The sequence below is a fragment of the Solihabitans fulvus genome (assembly GCF_008386585.1).
Taxonomy (GTDB): domain Bacteria; phylum Actinomycetota; class Actinomycetes; order Mycobacteriales; family Pseudonocardiaceae; genus Solihabitans; species Solihabitans fulvus.
Window position 1 is genome coordinate 144,020 of the sequence record NZ_VUOB01000010.1, and the last position, 18,725, is coordinate 162,744.

Annotated in this window: 12 protein-coding genes; 2 read left to right on the plus strand and 10 right to left on the minus strand. The window is 69.4% G+C overall.

Translation table 11 applies throughout. From position 1 onward, the window contains the following. Positions 1–26 precede the first annotated feature (26 nt). Both F0L68_RS06215 and glmS read right to left on the minus strand, forming a co-directional pair. The gene (locus F0L68_RS06215) at positions 27–1,505 is read right to left on the minus strand and encodes an NAD(P)H-hydrate dehydratase (RefSeq protein WP_149848485.1); all 1,479 of its coding nucleotides are present in this window, start codon (positions 1,503–1,505) and stop codon (positions 27–29) included. 58 nt (positions 1,506–1,563) lie between these two features. Further along, a complete protein-coding gene (glmS, locus tag F0L68_RS06220; RefSeq protein ID WP_149848486.1) occupies positions 1,564–3,426 on the minus strand; it encodes a glutamine--fructose-6-phosphate transaminase (isomerizing) in 1,863 nt (620 codons plus the stop codon). Between the two features lie 179 nt (positions 3,427–3,605). Between glmS and F0L68_RS06225 the strand changes: the two genes are divergently transcribed. Beyond that, positions 3,606–4,433 (plus strand): dienelactone hydrolase family protein, encoded by an 828-nt coding sequence (locus F0L68_RS06225; RefSeq protein ID WP_149848487.1) that lies wholly within the window; start codon positions 3,606–3,608, stop codon positions 4,431–4,433. An 82-nt stretch (positions 4,434–4,515) separates the two neighbouring features. Here the strand turns inward: F0L68_RS06225 and F0L68_RS06230 are convergent, their stop codons facing one another. From F0L68_RS06230 to F0L68_RS06260, 7 genes are all read right to left on the minus strand, one after another. After that, entirely contained in the window at positions 4,516–4,977 is a 462-nt protein-coding gene (locus F0L68_RS06230) for a hypothetical protein (protein ID WP_149848488.1), read from the minus strand. 132 nt (positions 4,978–5,109) lie between these two features. Beyond that, positions 5,110–8,148: a WXG100 family type VII secretion target gene (locus tag F0L68_RS42185; protein WP_188316420.1), complete on the minus strand. Its 3,039-nt coding sequence runs from the start codon at positions 8,146–8,148 to the stop codon at positions 5,110–5,112. Between the two features lie 3 nt (positions 8,149–8,151). Next, a complete protein-coding gene (locus F0L68_RS06240) occupies positions 8,152–8,427 on the minus strand; it encodes a hypothetical protein (RefSeq protein ID WP_149848489.1) in 276 nt (91 codons plus the stop codon). A 257-nt stretch (positions 8,428–8,684) separates the two neighbouring features. Further along, on the minus strand, positions 8,685–10,019 hold the full coding sequence (glmM, locus tag F0L68_RS06245) for a phosphoglucosamine mutase (RefSeq protein ID WP_149848490.1): 1,335 nt from the start codon (positions 10,017–10,019) through the stop codon (positions 8,685–8,687). 126 nt (positions 10,020–10,145) lie between these two features. Further along, entirely contained in the window at positions 10,146–10,691 is a 546-nt protein-coding gene (gene rpsI / locus F0L68_RS06250; protein WP_149848491.1) for a 30S ribosomal protein S9, read from the minus strand. Positions 10,692–10,720: 29 nt separating this feature from the next. After that, positions 10,721–11,164, minus strand: a complete 444-nt coding sequence (gene rplM, locus F0L68_RS06255) for a 50S ribosomal protein L13 (RefSeq protein WP_149848492.1) — start codon at positions 11,162–11,164, stop codon at positions 10,721–10,723. Positions 11,165–11,446: 282 nt separating this feature from the next. Next, positions 11,447–12,031 (minus strand): LmbU family transcriptional regulator, encoded by a 585-nt coding sequence (locus F0L68_RS06260; RefSeq protein WP_149848493.1) that lies wholly within the window; start codon positions 12,029–12,031, stop codon positions 11,447–11,449. Between the two features lie 591 nt (positions 12,032–12,622). On the opposite strand from F0L68_RS06260, the gene F0L68_RS06265 reads away from it, so the two are divergent. Then, positions 12,623–15,421, plus strand: a complete 2,799-nt coding sequence (locus F0L68_RS06265) for an AfsR/SARP family transcriptional regulator (RefSeq protein WP_149848494.1) — start codon at positions 12,623–12,625, stop codon at positions 15,419–15,421. On the opposite strand, the gene F0L68_RS06270 is transcribed toward F0L68_RS06265, so the two are convergent. Further along, complete coding sequence (locus tag F0L68_RS06270) at positions 15,418–18,660, minus strand: AfsR/SARP family transcriptional regulator (protein ID WP_149848495.1); 3,243 nt, start codon at positions 18,658–18,660, stop codon at positions 15,418–15,420. The two genes, F0L68_RS06265 and F0L68_RS06270, sit on opposite strands and share 4 nt — an antisense overlap. Between the last annotated feature and the right edge of the window lie 65 nt (positions 18,661–18,725).

The following is an 18,725-nucleotide window of genomic DNA, read 5'->3' on the forward strand; positions in this document are numbered from 1 at the left end:
GCTCGGACCAGGGCCGATGCCCGCGCTCACCGCGCTTCGGCGCGGATGGCGCGGATCGCGGCCGGGATCGAGCGCATCAGCGCCGAGGCGGGCGCTGGCGCGCCGTCGGCGGCCAGTTCGGCCGCGAGCACGTGCAGCCGCGCGGCGGCTCCCGCGGCGAACCACGGATCCACCCCGGCCGCGAGCAGCGCGCCGATCAGCCCGGACAGCACGTCGCCCGAGCCCGCCGTCGCCGCCCAGGCCGTGGTCGCGCTGTTCACCAGCACGCGGCCGTCCGGCGCGGCCACCACCGTGCTGTTGCCCTTGAGCAGCACCACCGCGCCGAAACGCCGGGCCGCCCGGCGCGCCGCCGCGACCCGGTCGGGGCCGACGTCCCCGGCGAGGCGGGCGAACTCACGGTCGTGCGGGGTGAGCACCATGGGCGTGTCGGGGTCCCTGGCGTCCCACAGCTCCGGGTGCGCGCCGAGCAGGGTGATCGCGTCGGCGTCCGCGCACACCGGCACACCGGCCCCGAGCACCGTCGACAGCGCCTCGGCCCCTCCCGAGCCGGTGCCGAGACCCGGCCCGACCACCCAGGACTGCACCCGGCCCGCGTCGGCGATCGACCCGGTGGTGACCGCCTCGGGCCAGTGCGCCCGCACGGCGTCCGCGGCGTGACCGCCGTAGCGCACCATGCCCGAGGTGGCCAGCAGCGCGGATCCGGTCGCCAGCACCGCGGCTCCCGGGTACGCCGCCGAACCGGCGGCCACCCCCGTCACGCCCTGGGTGTACTTGTCGTCGGCCGGTCCCGGCACCGGCCACCGGCGACCGATCTCGGCCGGGTCGAGCAGCACCAGGTCCGGCTCGCCGAGCTCGGGCAGCAGGCCGAGGTCCACCACCCGCACGGTCCCGCAGCGCGCCGCGCCGGGGCTGAGCACGTGCGCGGGCTTGCGGCAGCCGAAGGTCACGGTGACGTCCGCGCGCACCGAGGGGCCGGCCACGGCGCCCGTGTCCGGGTCGACGCCGCTCGGCAGGTCGACGGCGAGCACCGGCGCCGAGATCCGGCGCACCAGCTCGGCTGCGGCCGGCCGCAGCGGGCCGCGCGCGGACAGCCCGACGATGCCGTCCACCACGAGGTCGGCCGACTCCAGCACGCCGGGGCAGTCGTCGGCAGGCGCGATCCGGCCGCCGAGCCGCACCAGCGCGGCGAGCCCGGCGGCGTGCGCGCGCTCGGGGTCGAGCAGCACCGCGGTGACCCGCACCCCGCGCCTGCGCAGGAACGCGCCGGCAAACAGCGCGTCGCCGCCGTTGTTGCCGGCGCCGACCAGCAGCACGACCCGCCGACCCGGCACGCCACCGACCCGCGAGCCGCCAGCCCGCAAACCGCCGACGCGCTCGGCGAGCATCCCGGCTGCGGCCGTGGCCACGCCGAACGCCGCGCGGCGCATCAGCGCGCCGTCCGGGGTCCTGGCGAGCACCTTGTCCTCGGCCGCCCGCACGTGGTCCACCGTCCACACGCCCGTCATGCCCCGAGCCTGCCACGCCCGTCGCCGAAGGTCATGGAGGCGTCGTTCAGGGCAGGCCCTACTCGACGGTGACGGACTTGGCGAGGTTGCGGGGCTTGTCCACGTCGTAGCCCCGGCTGCGGGCGATCTCGGCCGCCAACACCTGCAACGGCACCGTGGACACCAACGGCTGCAACAACGTCGGCACCGCCGGGATCTCGATCAGGTGATCCGCGAACGGCCGCACCGTCTCGTCACCCTCCTCGGCGATCACGATCGTGCGCGCGCCCCGCGCCTGAATCTCGCTGATGTTGGACACCAGCTTCGAGTGCAACACCGCCCGCCCCTTCGGCGAGGGCATCACCACGACGACGGGCAGACCCTCCTCGATCAACGCGATCGGGCCGTGCTTGAGCTCGCCAGCGGCGAAGCCCTCCGCGTGCATGTACGCCAGTTCCTTCAGCTTGAGCGCACCTTCCAACGCGACCGGGAACCCGACGTGCCGGCCCAGGAACAGCACCGCCTTGGAATCGGCCAGCTCACGACCGAGCGCCCGCACTCGCTCCACCGTGGTCAACACCCGCGAGACGGCGTCGGGCATCGCCTCCAGCTCGGCGAACTCCCGCGCCACCTCGTCGGGATACTTCGTGCCCCGCGCCTGCGCCAACGCGAGCCCGACCAGGTAGTTGGCCACGATCTGGGCCAGGAACGCCTTGGTCGAGGCCACCCCGATCTCCGGACCCGCGTGCGTGTAGAGCACGGCGTCGGACTCCCGCGGGATCTGCGCCCCGTTGGTGTTGCAGATCGCCAACACCCGCGCCTTCTGCTCCCGGGCGTGCCGCACGGCCTCCAGTGTGTCGGCGGTCTCGCCGGACTGCGAGATCGCCACCACCAACGTGTCCCGGTCCAGCACCGGGTCCCGGTAGCGGAACTCCGAGGCCAGCTCCACCTCCACCGGCAGCCGGCACCAATGCTCGATCGCGTACTTCGCGACCAGGCCCGCGTGGTAGCTGGAGCCGCAGGCGATCACGAAGACCTTGTCGACGTCCCGCAGGTCCTGGTCGGACATGCGCTGCTCGTCGAGCACGATCCGGCCGTTGACGAAGTGCCCGCGCAGCGTGTTGGCCAACGCCTCGGGCTGCTCCTCGATCTCCTTGAGCATGAAGTACTCATGCCCGCCCTTCTCCGCGGCCGACAGGTCCCAGTCCACCCGAAACGGCGTGGCCCGCGCCGGCTCACCGTGGAAGTCGGTCACCTCGTAACCCTCGCGGGTGATCACCACGACCTGGTCCTGACCCAGCTCCACCGCGTCGCGGGTGTGCTCGATGAACGCCGCCACGTCGGAGGCCACGAACGTCTCACCGTCGCCGACTCCGACCACCAGCGGCGAGGACCGCCGCGCCGCGACCACCATGCCCGGCTCGTCGCCGTGGGTGACCACCAGCGTGAACGCGCCCTCCAACCGGCGACACACCGCCCGCACACTGGCCGGCAGGTCGCCCGCGGTCTCCCCGTCCCGGTAGGCGCGGCCGACCAGGTGCGCCGCGGTCTCGGTGTCGGTGTCGCTGGACAGCTCGACGCCCTCGGCCTCCAACTCCGACCGCAGCGCCACGAAGTTCTCGATGATGCCGTTGTGCACGACGGCGACCCGGCCGGTCGCGTCGCGGTGCGGGTGGGAGTTCTTGTCGATCGGCGCGCCGTGCGTGGCCCACCGGGTGTGGCCGATGCCGGTCGTGCCGGCCAGGCCGTCCCGCCCGACCTCGTCCAGGCGCGCCTCGAGGTTGGCCAGCCGACCGGCCTTGCGTTCCACCCTCAGCCCGCCCTGGCCGTCCAGCATCGCGACGCCGGCCGAGTCGTAACCCCGGTACTCCAGCCTCCGCAACCCGTCCAACACGACGTCCAACGCCGACCGATGCCCCACGTAACCCACGATTCCGCACACGCGGCACAGCGTAGCTAGACCACAGCGGTAACTCGAAAGTGTCAAGGGTCTCGGTTTCCGCTGGTAACGACCGTGTCGATCACTCCTTTGGTATAGACCAATGACACCGCTCGCGGGCTTGCCCGCGGTCCCGGACGCGACCGGCGCGCCCGGCCGGGGATCGGCTAGCGTTTCCGGTCATGGCGCACACGGCCAAACAGTCCCTTGACGAGCTCAGCCGGCCAGGACCGCACGAGGTGTTGCGGGGCGACCTGGCCCTGGTGGGCATGCCTGGTGTCGTGTTCACGCCCAAATCCGGGCTCGGACTGCCCGCGGTGGCCTTCGGACACGGCTGGCTCCAGCCGCCGACCCGCTACCGGGGACTGCTTCGGCACCTCGCGTCCTGGGGCTTCGTCGCCGCGGCGCCCGCCACCCAGCGCGGCCCGCTGCCCTCGCACCGGCTGTTCGCCGCCGACCTGCGCACCACCCTGGACGTGTGCACCGGCGTGCGCCTCGGCGACGGCGCGATCAGCGTGAACGAGAGCAAGCTCGCACTCGTCGGCCACTCGATGGGCGGCGGCTGCGCCGTGCTCGCCGCCGCCGAGGACGACCGGGTCAAGGCCGTCGCCACCGTCGCGGCCGCGGAGACCAGGCCGTCCGCGCTGGAGGCCGCGCGGCGGTGCACCGTCCCCGGCCTGCACCTGGCCGCCGGCCAGGATCGCATCGCGCCGCCGGTCGGGCACGCCGAGGCCATCGCGCAGGCGTGGGGCGGCTCGGTCCAGCTGCGCAGCCTCACCAAGGCCAGCCACCTCGGCGTCGTCGAGGGACGGCACTGGAGCGACCTGCTGCTCGACGGCCACGCCGAGCGCGCAACGCAGCGGCTGGGCAGGGCGCTGCTGACCGCGTTCCTGCTGCGCGCGCTCACCGGTGTGAAGACCTACGACGCGTTGCTACAGAACGACGTGCGCGGCGCGGAACTCAGCTACGGCCGGGGCCCGCTCACCCCGCGCCTCAGCGCGTCCTCCTGACTCGACCGCACCACGACCCGAACGCGCCACGACCCGGCACACCGGGTGCCGGGTCGTGGTGTAGCCAATCGCAGGTGTCGGCTCAGGTGAGCCAGCTCTGGCCGGACAGGTCGTCATCGTCGTCCGAGTGCTGCACCGACCGCCGCGACGCGCGGGTCGGGGCCGCCGGGGGCGGCGGAGGCGGCGCGGGCGCCTCGACGACCGGCTCGGGCTGCGCGCCCCAGCCGCCCGGCGCGGGCCGGTAGTCGTCGAACTCGTCCTTGGGCTGCTCGGTGTCGTCCTCGAAGCCCATGTTGAGCACGCCGGAGTCCTTCTCCGTCGCCGCTGAGGTGCCCCAGCCGCCCGCCGCCTTCTGCTTCTTGTTCATCTCCTGCATGCGCTCGAAGAACTTCCCCATGAGCTGGCCCTGCTTGGCGAAGCCCTCCTTGGACTGGGCCGCCAGCTCATTGCCGCGCCGCTCCCGTAGGTCCCGACGCTCCGCGTGCTCGCGGGTGATCACGTCCTGCTTGGCCAGCGCCGCGTTCAGCCGATCTTCCGCGCTCATGCCGTCTCCTCGCTAGCGCTCGTCGAGGGCATGAGCGCACGGTGGCGCGCTGCGTTGAATGATTCGCTCGCAAGCTCGCTCATGCCTACTCCTCGCTACCGCGGCGCCGCCCCGGCCCGCCCCTGCCTTCGATCATCGCCGGTCGTCGCCGAGAACGCCACCACGCACCCTGCGCTTGGCCGGGTCGTCCTCGTCGTCGAACAGCTTGCCCGTGGTGCGCCACTGGCTCGCGCCGCGCTCGTGGTCGCCGCCACCGCCGCCGCCGTGCCCGCCGCCACCCATCGGCGGCATGCCGCCGCCCATACCGCCACCCATGCCGCCCATCGACGGCGCGCCCTGCTGGGCGGGCGCGGCGCCGGCGTGGTCGTCGTGCATGGAGCCGAGCGACGGCGCGCCGCCCTGGTCGCCGACCTGCTGTGCGTGCGTGTCGCCGAGGCCCTGGTGCTGCGGCGAGTGGTCCTGCCAGTGCTGTTCGCTGGACAGGGCGCCCCAGGCGCTGTTGCCGCCCGCCCCCATGGCGTGGTGCGCGTTGTCGCCGGGGCTCGCCCAGCTCGACGCCGAGCCGCCGGAGTCGCCGAGCAGCGACGCGCCGGACGCCGTGGTCGCCAGCGGGTGCTCGACCGGCTGACCGATCGACATGTGGCCGGCCTGCGCCTCGTGCAACGGCATGGCCTCGTGCATCGGCATGGCCTCGTGCGACGGCGTCGTCCACTGGCTGAAGCCGGGGTCCTGGACCACCCCGGACGAGCCGGTGTGCCACGGCGCTCCGTCGCCGACGGGCGAGCCGCCGGGGAGGCTGGCCCCGACGGGCGTGGCGGTCGGGGCGCCGACCTCGCCGCCCGCGACGCCGCTGCTCGCCGTGCCGGGGTCACCGGGGGCCGCCTGGTCCTGGATGCTGGTGAACGACGAGTCGGGACCGAACGACGCGCCCTGCGCCGAGGTGCCGAACTCCGCCGGCATCTCCGTGCCGATGGGCATGCCGATGCCCGGCTGCATGCGGCCGAGCACGGGGTGCGTCTCGTGGAGCCTGCCGTCCACCGGACCCGCGCCGGACGCCTTGTCCTTGTCCGCGAAGCCGACGTCGTAGTCGTTGGCCGGCTTGCCGTCGCCGTTGTCGACGTGCAGCTTCACGTCGCCGGTCTTCGGGTCGATCTCCGCGATCATCGTCATGTTGCCGTCGTGGATGACGGCCTTGCCGTCGGGACCGGCCTTGATCGGGATGTCGCCGTTCGCGTCGACCGTGCCTGGCACACCGACCGCGCCGGGGTGGGTCAGGCCCCCGCCCGTGCTGACGCCGACGGGCATCATCTGGCCAGGCACGTGGTGCTGTCCCGGCAGCCCAGGCCCCGGGTGGCCTGGCTGTCCCTGCTGGCCGTTGCCGAAGTCCACGTCGTAGGTCTTGGGCTTGCCGTCGGGACCGGTGACGGTGATCTCCGTGTGGCCCGTCTGCTTGTCGGGCTCACCGACCTTGATCTGCTTGTCGCCGTCCTTGATCTGCACGCTGTCGGTCGGCTTGTGCTCGCCGGGGAGGCCGCCGCCACCCGGGCCGCCGTTCTGGTCACCGCCGCCACCGGAGCCGCCACCGCCGCCGTGGTCGTCCTTACCGGGGGTGCCGGTCTCCTTGCCGCCGCCGCCGCTGCCGTCACCGCCGCCGCCAGGCACGCCGCCGCCGTGGTCCTTGAGCTGCTTGAGCTGCTCGTCCTGTTTCTTCTTGAGGTCGTCCTGGGCCTTCTTCGCCTCTTCCTCGCCCTTCTTCCTCGCCTCTTCGGCCTTCTTCTGGGCGTCGTCGCCGCCACCGCCGCCGGAGCCACTGCCGCCACCAGAACCGGAGCCGCTGCCGCCGCCGGGGACGCCGCCGCCACCGCTCGGGTGGCTGCCGCCACCGCCGGAACCGCTGCCACCGCCGGAGCCGGAACCGCCGCCAGAGCCAGAACCAGAACCGCTGCCGCTACCGGAGCCGCTCGGTGCGGTGATGCCGTTGTTGCCGCCGCCGTTGCCGGCCGCCGGGAAGTTGTTCTGGTACTGCTTCATGTAGTCGGTCAGGGTCTGCCAGTACCCGTCGACCTGCGTGATCGTGTCGTCGCAGATCTTCTTGAACATCTGGTAGTGGCCGTCCCAGAAGTCCGTCTTGAAGGACTCCCTGACCCACTTCTTGCACTGGCCCTTCGCGTAGTCCTTGGTCTCGTCGTTCAGACCGCAGCTGTCGTCGTTGAGCATCTGGCGCAGGGTGCTGCCGGGGACGTTGGCGTCCACCCAGGCGGCGATGTCGTTGAGCTTGTCGCGGTTGATGTCACCGCCGTTGGCGATGTCGATGACCTTCTCGGCCATGTACGTGGTCGCCGCGCCCATCTCGTTCGCGTAGAGCTTGGAGACCTCGTCGGCCTTGTTCTTGCACGAGTCGAAGACGTTCTTGACGGTGGTCGCGATCAGCGTCCCGGTGCCGCCGAGCTGGGTGGACAGCTCGGGCAGGTGCGGCGCGATGTCCTTGTCGTAGTGGTCGTAGGAGGCCTTGGCCGCCTGGCCGGACCACTGGCCGTACAGCGTGTTGAGGTCGTTCTTGACGTCCGTCGTCGCGGTCTCGACGGTGCCCTTGGCCTTGGTCAGCTCGTCGGACTCGGTCATGAACTTGCCGAAGTTGATCCCCCGCTGCTCGTTGTAGCGGGTCTCGATGTCCTTGCCGTAGTCCAGCTTGTTCGTGGTGCCAACGCAGTCGGCCGGGATCTTGTTCCAGATCGGGATCCAGGTGTCGAAGACCTTCAACGAGGACTTGACCGCATCGAAGATCTCGTCCGAGGTCTTCGTGCCGACGCCGCCGGAAGCGGGCGCGGTCTTGGCCTGGAGGTCCTTCTTGCCCTGGTCGACGGCCTTGCCCTGCTCGCTGGCGTTGTAGCCGCGATCGGTGGCCTCGCTCTGCGCCTTGTTGTAGGCGTCGTCGACCTGCTTGTCCATGTGCCCGGCGTAGGACCCGGAGCCCATGCCGCCGCCGTACCTACCGCCGCCATAGTTGTAGTTCTGGGCGTTGTATTCCTTGATGTAGTTGTCTGTGTCCTTCGGAATGTCCTTGGGCGGCGTGTTCATCGTCCACGCCTGGAGCAGTTCCTTCTTCTTGTCCGGCGAGACGTCGGGGTTGTCGAGGACGGCCTTGACGTCTTCCCACTTCTTGTTGGCCATCGCCTACCCCTTGTTGTTGTTGAAGGTGCTGGAGTTGTTGTCCTCGGTGCTCCCGTAGGTGGAACCCGCACCGGCGAGCGAGGCCGCGAAGCCGGTCCACGCGCCGTCCATGCCCTTCACTGCCGCGCCGAGCTGGTCGATGCCGGCCTTGTAGTCGGCGGCGTGCGACGTGTGCTTCACCCCGAAGTCCGCGTCCGCGATCGGCGTCGGCGCGATCTTCTCCAGCGTCTTGCCGGTGTCCGTGGCGGTGTTGGAGATGGCTTTCGACGCCGTCCCCATCGCCTCGGTACTAGTCTCGTAACCCGCCACCGGACCCCACTCCCCTCCGCGGCACGTGAGTCACGCGCACCACGCACAGATTACTTCGGCCAAGCCGACCTGGACCTTCGACGCAGACGCGGGCGACTTGGTTTCCGATCCTGACAGGAACCTTGCCCTCGCGCGCCCCAAATCCGGGAAACCCAAGCACGACGCCACAAGGCCGCCCCGCGAACGCGCGGAGCGGCCTCGTCGGCGACTCGGGTGGGGCGGACGGCTCAGCGCACCGAGGAGACCACCCCGGCGAGGTGCTGGGCGAAGGCCTGTGCGTCCTCCTGGCTCGCCGCCTCCACCATGACCCTGACCAGCTGCTCGGTGCCCGATGGGCGCAACAGCACCCTGCCCTGCTCGCCGAGCTCGGCCTGGGCGGCGGCGACGGCCTCGCTCACCGAGGGGGCCGCCGCGACCGCGGCCTTGTCGCTGACCTGCACGTTCACCAGCACCTGCGGCAGCTGGCGCATCACCGAGGCGAGGTCGGCGAGGGATCGGCCGGTGGCCGCCATCCGCCCCATCAGCCGCAGCGCGGTCAGCAGGCCGTCGCCGGTGGTGGCGTGCGAGGGCAGCACCACGTGCCCGGACTGCTCGCCGCCGAGCGAGTAGCCGCCGGTTCGCAGCTCCTCGAGCACGTACCGGTCGCCGACCGAGGTGGTGCGCAGCGTCACCCCGTGCTCGCGCATCGCCAGGTGCAATCCGAGGTTGCTCATCACGGTCGCGACCAGCGTGTCCTGCACCAGCTCGCCAGCGTCCTTCATGGCCAGCGCGAGCACCGCCATGATCTGGTCGCCGTCCACGGCCGCGCCGGTCGCGTCGACGGCGAGGCAGCGGTCGGCGTCCCCGTCGTGCGCGATGCCGAGGTCGGCGCCGTGCTCGAGGACGGCGGCGCGCAGCACGTCGAGGTGGGTGGAGCCGCAGCCGTCGTTGATGTTCACGCCGTCGGGGTCGGCGTGGATGGCGATCACTTCGGCGCCCGCCCTGCGGTACGCCTCGGGGGCCGCGAAGGACGCGGCGCCGTTCGCGCAGTCCACCACCACGCGCAGCCCGCCGAGGTGCTGCGGGGACGCCGAGAGCAGGTGGTCCACGTACCTGGTCACGGCGTCGGCGACGTCACGGACCCGGCCGACGGCCCCGCCGACCGGCCGGTCGCCGTGGTTGTCCAGCCACTGCTCGATCTCGTCCTCGACGGTGTCCGGGAGCTTGTGGCCGCCCGCCGCGAACAGCTTCACGCCGTTGTCCGGCATCGGGTTGTGCGAGGCGGAGATCATCACGCCGAGGTCGGCGGCCAGGTTCGCGACCAGGTAGGCGACCGCGGGCGTCGGCAGCACCCCCACCCGCAGCACGTCGGCGCCCGCCGAGGCGAGGCCCGCGGTGACGGCCGCCTCCAGCATCTCACCGCTCGCCCTGGGATCTCTGCCGAGCACGGCGACCGGCCGGTGCGACCGGTCGTGCTCGGCGAGCACGCGTGCGGCCGAGGCGGCCACCGAAAGCGCCAGCTCCGGAGTCAGGTCGGCGTTGGCTAGGCCGCGCACCCCATCGGTGCCGAACAGGCGGGCCATGATCGAAGCAACCTCCGCGATATTGGCCGAACTACCTCGGAAAACACTACGGGAGCAGCAGTTCCGATGAACTTGCTGCTCCCGCAGGATGGATCTGTGCCGGCTCCCTGTCCAGGGAGCCAGTTGTCAGCGCTTGCTGTACTGAGGCGCCTTACGGGCCTTCTTCAGGCCGTACTTCTTGCGCTCCTTGGCCCTCGGGTCACGAGTGAGGAAGCCGGCCTTCTTCAGGGCCGGGCGGTCCTCGATCTCGACCTCGATGAGGGCGCGGGCGATGGCCAGGCGCAGCGCGCCGGCCTGACCCGAGGTGCCGCCGCCGGTGAGGGTGGCGATGACGTCGAAGGACTCGAGCTTCTCCAGGATGACCAGGGGCTCACGGATGAGCTGCTGGTGCACCTTGTTGGGGAAGTACTGGTCCATGGTCTTGCCGTTGAGGGTGAACTTGCCGTTGCCCGGGATGAGCCGGACGCGGACAATCGCCTCCTTGCGGCGACCAACGGTCTGCGCGAGGTGGTGCGCGCCGGCCGGCAGCGTCCGGACGACGGGCTGCTCGGCGGCCGGGGCGGCCTCCTCCTCGACCTCGGAGGCCTCTACCGCCTCCGGGGTCTCGGTCGCGTCGTCAACGACGACCTCGGCCTCGACGGCCTCAACGGCCTCGGTGTCTGGAGTGGTCACAGGGACTTCCTCGGTGTGCTCGTCGCCGGTCACTGGGCGATCTTGGTGATCTCGAAGGGCTGCGGCTGCTGCGCGGTGTGGGGGTGGTTGGGGCCTGCGTAGACCTTCAACTTTCCGCCCATCGCGCGGCCAAGGCGACTGTGGGGCAGCATGCCCTTGATCGCCTTCTCCACCAGCCGCTCCGGGTGGGTGTCGAGCACCTCACCGAACGACCGCTTCTTCAAGCCGCCGGGGTGGCCGCTGTGCCGGTAAACGAACTCCTGGTCACGCTTGTTACCGGTGAGCGCCACCTTGTCCGCGTTGATGACGACGACGAAGTCGCCGGTGTCGACATGCGGGGCGTAGGTGGGCTTGTGCTTGCCGCGCAGCAGCGTCGCGACCTGCGTGGCAAGCCGGCCGAGCACCACGTCCTGGGCGTCGATCACATGCCAGGTGCGGGTCACCTCGCCGGGCTTCGGGCTGTACGTGCGCACGGGTCTACCTCGTCGTCGCTTGCGTCTGGGGTGTCATTGCGGCGGCCGCACCAGCCAGATCGCAGTGGGCCGAACTTGGGATACGGCACAACGCGTCGCGCTAGGTACCGCACAACAACGTAGGAAGATACCGGTTGGGTGTAGCCGGGGTCAAAACGGCCCCCGCCGGGACCAGTGTGACAACGGTCGAGACCACCCTAACGGGAGGCCGGGCACGCAGCGTCAGGCGGGGGCAGGGCCGGTCGCCGTGAGCTGGCCCACGGCGACCCGCCCGGCCGGGTCTCAGGCGTCGACGCCCTGTTCGAGCGCCTGCTGTTCGAGCGCCTGCTGTTCCAGCGCCTGCGCCGCGGCGCGGTCGAGGGCGGCGAGGACCCAGTGCTCCAGCTCGCTGCCCGACTCCTCCGCGGCCCGGCGCCAGCCGTCCAGGCGCTCGCGGGCGACCTGAAGGCGAGGCAGCGCCGAGACCGATGGCGGCAGCTCCGCCACCTCGGCCGGTCCGCCGCGCAGCTGCTTCCTGAGGTGGTTGCGGGACCACTTGTGCTGCTGGGCGAGGTCCAGCCACCTGTCCTGTTCGGCGGTCGGCAGCGAGGCGACCTCGGCGTGGTGCTGGAAGCTCAGGTCGCTGCGCCGGCGGGAGATGTCGAAGCGCCGCGCGACCCACGCGTAGTTCCGCAGCGTCTGGTAGTCGAGGCCGGCGGCGTCGATGGCCCGGCGGTAGCGGTTGTCGTATCGCTCCTGGCCGTAGACGAGCCAGTCGCCGAGGCACCAGGCGGACGAGGTCGCGACCCGGAAGATCTTGGGGCCGGCGTCCTGCCAGTCCTCGAACTGAAGGCCGTCCGGGAATTGCAGCCCCACCCTGGTAGCCATGATCTGGCTGTCGTCCCGTTCGTTTCTCTCATTGCGCGGATTCGGCACCGGAGCCGAGTTCCACGCATCCCTTGCCGCAAGCTTCTGCACGGTTTTTCGTCCTCCCCTGGAATACTGCCCACAACAACACGCGTCGCCGCGTCGTCCCCGAAATCCCCAGACGCCCATCCGCAGCCGTGGTTGCGCCGCGACCACGGATGGGCCGGGGCCGCCGACAGGAGCTGGGGGTCTCCCTGTGGGCGGCAGCCAGACGACGCCGGACGCACCCCCGCCCGACCTCTGCCGCTGAGCAGACCCCACAGACTCCTCAGTGGCCCGCCGTCAGCCGCGTGAGCGGATCCCCGATCGAGTACCACGATCCACTCAGAGGTCCAGACCCTGTCAGGCCGCGCTGACCAAGCGCTGCCATCTCGCTGACCGGCGGGACAGGGCCGATCACTGATCCCGGGATGGGGCCCGGTGAACTCTCGGTGGTCGACTAGTCACTCGACGCTCACCCGGTGCTGTGGCAGGGTGCCTGAGGGGGTTGAGGCCGGCACTCGGTGTCCGGCGGTGTTAGCGCGGCTCGGTGAGCTGTCGGGGAGGACAGCGGTGAGAACGGAATTCCGGTACCGGCTTCTTGGGCCGCTTACGGTGCTGCGCAACGGATCACCGGTGCCCATCACCGCCGCCAAGCAACGCGCGCTGCTCGCCGCGCTGCTCGTCGACCCAAACCGCAACGTCCCGGTCGACACCCTGATCGCCCGCGTGTGGGGACCGGAAACACCGCAAGGCAACCGAAACACGCTCCAGAAACACGTGGTGCGCCTTCGCCGGACCCTCGCCGGGGAAGGACACGACGACCCGATCACCACCCAGCCTGACGGCTACTCGTTGGCGGTCGCCGACAGCGCCCTCGACATCACGGAGTTCGACACCCTGGCGCACCAAGCCAGATCGTCGCTCGCCGACGGCGACGCCGGAAGCGCATCGGGCCTGCTCGGCCGGGCGCTGTCGTTGTGGCACGGCGAGCCGCTCGCCGACGTCCCCTCCGACGTCCTGCATCGAGAATTCGTACCGCCGTTGGCGGAGAAGCGGCTCGCCGCGATCGAACACCGCATCGAGGCTGACCTCCAACTCGGCCGGCACGCCCACCTTGGCACCGAGCTTCGGGAGCTGACGGCGAGACACCCGCTGCGGGAACGGTTCTGGGCCCAGCGAATGCTCGCGCTGTACAGATCCGGCCGCCAGGCCGAGGCGGTGGACAGCTACCGCGCTGTCAGCGGGATCCTCGCCGACGAACTCGGCATCGATCCAGGCGCCCAGCTTCGCGAACTGCACCAACGCATCCTGTCCGGCGACGCGGCACTCGACGCGCCCGACGTGACGCCCGCAGTCCCGCATCGCGTGACACCACGTCAACTTCCGGCGCACACGGCACATTTCGTCGGTCGCGCCAAGGAACTCCATCGGTTGACAGGACTGTTGGACTCGGCGGCCCACGGCGGAGGCACTGTGGTGATCTCCGCGGTCGACGGCTCGGCCGGGATCGGCAAGACCACCCTGGCAGTGCACTGGGCGCGTCAGACCGCCGAACGGTTTCCCGACGGTCAGCTGTTCGTGAACCTCAGGGGTTTCGACCCGAGCAGGCCCCCGACGCGGCCGGAGGACGCCGTGCGGGGACTGCTGAACGCCTTCGAGGTGCCGCCCGAACGGATTCCGCCCGACCCGGACGCGCAGGCCGCGCTGTACCGCAGTCTGGTCGCCGACCGCCACATGGTGATCGTGCTGGACAACGCCCGCGACGCGGACCAGGTCCGCCCGCTGCTGCCGGGCAGCCCGAACTGCGTGGTGGTGATCACCAGCCGCAACCAGTTGGCCGGCCTGGTCGCGCACGAGGGCGCCAGGCCGCTGACGCTGGACGTGTTGAGCCGCGAGGAGGCCGTGGCGCTGCTGGCGCGCTACCTCGGCGAGGACCGCGTCACCGCCGAGCCCGAAGCGGTCTCGGCTGTGATCGAGCACTGCGCGAGGTTGCCGCTTGCCCTGGCCATCGCCGCAGCACGTGCCGCACTCAACCCACAGCTCCCCTTGCGTACGCTCGCCGAGGACCTTCGAGACGCTCGAACCCGCCTCAACATTCTTGACGCAGGAGATCGCGAAACCAACGTGCGCGCGGTGTTCTCTTGGTCGTATGCGCACCTCTCCTCGCAGGCTGCGCGCATGTTCCGGTTCCTGGGAGAGCACCCTGGGCCCGACATCTCACTGCCGGCAGCGGCAAGCCTGGCCGGCATGCCAACTGCCCGGACAGGACCGCTGTTGGCCGAGTTGACCAGAGCCCACATGCTCACCGAGCACGTACCTGGCAGGTTCACCTTCCATGATCTGCTCCGCGTCTATGCCACCGAACGGGCCCGATCAGTCGACAGCGAGGATGAGCGGCACGCGGCGATCGCGCGAACCCTGGACCACTACCTGCAAACCGGTCACGCCGCCAACGTGGTCATGCATCCGACGCGGCTTCCGATCACGTTGCCTCCGCCGCACTCCCATGCGCTGACGGAACGAATCAGTGACTCCGCACAGGCGTTGGCTTGGTTCGACGCGGAGCTTCCGGTGCTGACCGCGAGCATCGATAAAGCCCTGGAGTGCGGATTCAACATGCATGCGTGGCAGATCCCTTGGACTCTCGCATCCTATCTCGACTGGCAGGGACACCCGAACAGCTGGGTTTCCACGCAGCGGATCGCGTTGCTAGCAGCACAGCGCCTACAGGATCGTGAGGCACAGGCGCGTACGCACTTGATCCTCGGTCACGCGTGCGCCGCACTCAGGCTGCTCGACGAAGCGCGACTGAGCCTCCAGAGTGCCTTGGAGCTGGCCCGTCAACTCGGTGATGTCGCTGGCGAGGCGTCCGCACATCGAGCTCTTGGTTGGGCATGCGATTTGCAGAACGACCCAGCTGGCGCAGTGGCACACTGTAAGCAGGCTCTCGCTTTGTTCAAGTCCATAGGAAGAACAGAAGACGTGGGTAGCACACTTAATGCAATAAGCGTTAGCCACGCCAATCTCGGAGATCAACAGAGTGCACTCTCCTATGCAGCAAGAGCTATCGAGGCTTGCCGGGCAGCAGGCCTTCGACGAGATGAAGGCGATGCCATGAACAGCCTTGCTTACATTCACTATCACTTCGGCGACCATCCACAGGCCTTGGCCAGCCTCATACGAGCCTCCGAGCTGTACGACGAGCAGCGTGACCGATACAAGCGGGCGGATGTACTGGCGAACATCGGCGATGTCCATCACGCGACTGGCGATCCTGAAGCGGCACAGGAAGCATGGAGTGCGGCACTGATCATCTTGGATGAACTGGGGCATCCGGCCGCACAGAAAGTGCGGGCCAAACTTGACTAGGACGTAAGCAGTGCGTTGACCTCCGCCGCTTCTGACGTTCCGACTGCCTCGAAGATGGCGAGTGCCTGTCCCCAGCAGTCTCGTGCGGTATGCGTGTCCCCTGTCGCCTGCCTGACAAGACCCAGCACGTGCAGCGCTCTCGCCTCGACGAGCCGCTGTCCGGTTTCCCGCGCAGTTGCCAGCGCCAGTTCGGCGTGGACAACGGCATCATCGAACTTCTCGATGTCGAGATCGATACGCGCCAGAGCGAGATACGCGACACTCTTTCGGAGATCAGCGGCTCCCGATTCGACTACGCGGACGGCAGTCTCGGCCAGTTTGCGTGCCTCGACGAAGTCTCCGGAAGCGCGACAAACATCCGTCAACCCCACGATCGCCTCAACCTCCTCGCGCGTCTCGGAGATCTGCCTTGCCAGGGCGAGCGCATTAGCCAACGATTCTTCGGCCTCCTTCGGGCGCCCGGATTTCAGCAGGATGACACCAAGGACGATCAGTGCCGAGGTCTCCTTCAGTTGCCCGCTTACCTCAACCGCCCGCTCGAGGGCGAGTCGAGCAAGTTCCATACCCTGCGCGTACTCGCCGCGTTCCAAATGGATCTTCGCCAACGTTTCAAGTGCCTGCGACTCGGTATCTCTGTCACCGATGCCAGTAAGTCGAGCGAGGGCTTCGGTAGTCGCACCACGCGACTCGTCGAACATAGCCAGTTCGGCGTACAGAGAGCCAAGGTTTGCGAGGCACATCGCCTCCGCACCCGTCGAACCCATCGCGCGGTAGAGCGTCAGTGCCTCTTCCAGATAGTCGATCGCAGCGCGAAGTTTGGTAGTCATCCAGGACAGCACGCCGAGGTTGAGCAATACCGTGGCCTCCCCTCCGATCACCTTGGCCTGTCTCTTGATCTGGAGTGAGATCGTGAACGCATCGAAAGCAGCGTCAAACTCGCCAAGATACTCATGATATATCCCAAGATCCGCCAGGCATGTCGCGCTCATCAGGGTCCAGCCAACCTCACGACATGACGTGAGTGCTTGATTGCCGTGCCTGATGGCAGCCCCGTAGTCACTCTGGCAGAAACTCAGGCCGGCGAGACTCCGATGCACGCTCGCCTCGATGTAGCTGTCCTTTTCGCGTCGGGCCAGCGCGAGCACTCGTGTGCCTGTCGCGAGCCAGTCCGTGTCTCGTCGTGAGGCATAGAAGTAGCCGAACAGCATCAGCGTCAGTTGAGCTGCGATGGAGGTCAGACCCTGCTCAACCGCTCGGTCAATCGCGGCGACGACGTTGGACCGCTCCTCATCCAGCCAGGTCAACGCCGCGGACTCGTCTGCGAAAGTGTGACCCTCGGGAGCAACGTTCATCGGCAGCAGATCCCGATAGAGAGTACGAACCGCCTTTTCCACGTTGACCAGGTAGTGCACGAACAGGCGATGCTCGCAGACAGGTCGCTCTGCTGTCTCCTGGGCCTCGGCTCTCTCCTGTGCGTACACGCGCAGCAGGTCATGGAACTGGTAGCGACCGGCGACCCGCTGTTGCACGAGATTGGCCGCCGTGAGCTGACGCAGCAACCGACCAGCCTCACCGGCCTCAGTCGAACTCAACGCAGCTGCGGTCTCGATCGAGAAGTCGGTCCCGGGGACGACTCCCGCGAGGCGGAACATTCGCGCCTGCCCTGGCTTCAACGCCGAGTACGACAGATCGAAGGCGGCGCGAACGGCGGCCTGGTCATCACCTTCGATGACGAGCGCCGCGAGCCGGCCTCCCGTGCGCAGCTCGTCGACGTAGTTCGCCACCGACAACTGCGGGCGATCAATCAGGTTGGTGGCCGCGATGCGAAGCGCCAACGGCAACCTGTCGCACAACTCAATGAGGTCCGCCACGGCGGCCGGCTCGGCCTGCGAGAGTTGGTCGCCGACGATGCCGGCGACCAGGTCACCGGCTGCCCTCTCGTCCAGCACCGGCACGTCGACGCGGCCCGCACCGTGCGAGGCGGTCAGACCTCGCAGAGTGTCGCGGCTGGTGACCAGGACCAGACAGCCAGCTTCGCCAGGGACCAGCGGTCGGATGCTCTCGGCTGCGGCGGCGTTGTCGAGCACCACCAACACCCTCCGGCCAGCCAACGTCGACCGATACAACGCCGCCAACTCGTCCTGTTCCAGCGAGAGCTGTTCCGGCGGCACGCCCAGCGCACGCAGGAACCTGGCCAGAATATCCACAGTGGACAGTCCGGATCGACGAGAGTAGCCACGCAGATCGACGTAGAGCTGCCCGTCAGGAAACCGCGCCCGTAGGCGATGTGCTGCATGCACCGCGAGCGCGGTCTTTCCGACGCCCGGCGGCCCGGACAGCACCACGATCGGTGCGCCCGACGACTCGATGGATCGGACGGCGTCATCGCGACCGACGAAATCCGGGATGTCGCTGGGTAGTTGCGCGGGCACGGCGGCCGACCTCGGCGGAGTCCGCTCAGCAGGAACAGTGTTGCGCTCGGGGGCGACGAAAATGGCATCCTCGGCAAGCAGCCGCTCGTGCAACTCACGAAGTTCGGCGCCCGGCTCGACGCCCAGTTGTTCGGCAAGCAACTCGCGGACTTCGCGATAGGCGGTCAGCGCCTCGGCCGCTCGGCCGGAGCGACTCAGCGCGCGGATCAACAGGGCCCAGAACCGTTCGCGGAACGGATACTCGGCGGTCAGCGCGCGCAACTCGCCGACGACCTCCGCGTGGCGGTGCAGAGCAAGATCGGCGTCGATTCGCCGTTCCAGCACGTACAGCCTGCGTTCCGCCAGCCTGGGCACGACCTCGCGGTGTGCCAACTCCGACGGCACGTCGGACAGTGGCTGGCCGCGCCACAGCGCCAGGGCAGCGCCGAATCGAGCCGAGGCAGTGGCAGCGTCACCGCTCGCGTTGGCTCGATCCGCCTCGTCGACGAACTGGTCGAAGCGGGCAACATCGACCTGCGAGGCTTCCAGGCAAAGGAGATATCCGCCGGCGGCCGTCCGGATCAGCACCCCGACCGGCCCGAGCAGACGGCGCAGTCTCATGACGTAGGTCTGCACGGCGGCACGCGCATCCGCAGGCGGCGACTCGCCCCAGAGCCACTCGACCAGTTCGGCGACCGTGACGGTGGAGTTCGCACGCAGAGCCAGCACGGCAAGGAGCGCACGGAGGCTGCCTCGCGAAATGACGATTGCCCGATCATCGACCGCGACTTCCAACGGACCCAACAGCCGTAAGTCGATGCTCGTCACCGGTCAATCCTTACCTACCGGTCAAACACGCACGTGGGCCCCGGGACGAGTCCCAGGGCCCACGA

Excerpts from the sequence above, each read along its gene's own strand:
- F0L68_RS06215 (WP_149848485.1), bottom strand. The coding sequence starts at position 1,505 with ATGACGGGCGTGTGGACGGTGGACCACGTGCGGGCGGCCGAGGACAAG.
- F0L68_RS06225 (WP_149848487.1), top strand. The coding sequence starts at position 3,606 with ATGGCGCACACGGCCAAACAGTCCCTTGACGAGCTCAGCCGGCCAGGA.
- F0L68_RS06230 (WP_149848488.1), bottom strand. The coding sequence starts at position 4,977 with ATGAGCGCGGAAGATCGGCTGAACGCGGCGCTGGCCAAGCAGGACGTG.
- F0L68_RS42185 (WP_188316420.1), bottom strand. The coding sequence starts at position 8,148 with ATGGCCAACAAGAAGTGGGAAGACGTCAAGGCCGTCCTCGACAACCCC.
- F0L68_RS06240 (WP_149848489.1), bottom strand. The coding sequence starts at position 8,427 with ATGGGGACGGCGTCGAAAGCCATCTCCAACACCGCCACGGACACCGGC.
- glmM (WP_149848490.1), bottom strand. The coding sequence starts at position 10,019 with ATGGCCCGCCTGTTCGGCACCGATGGGGTGCGCGGCCTAGCCAACGCC.
- F0L68_RS06260 (WP_149848493.1), bottom strand. The coding sequence starts at position 12,031 with ATGGCTACCAGGGTGGGGCTGCAATTCCCGGACGGCCTTCAGTTCGAG.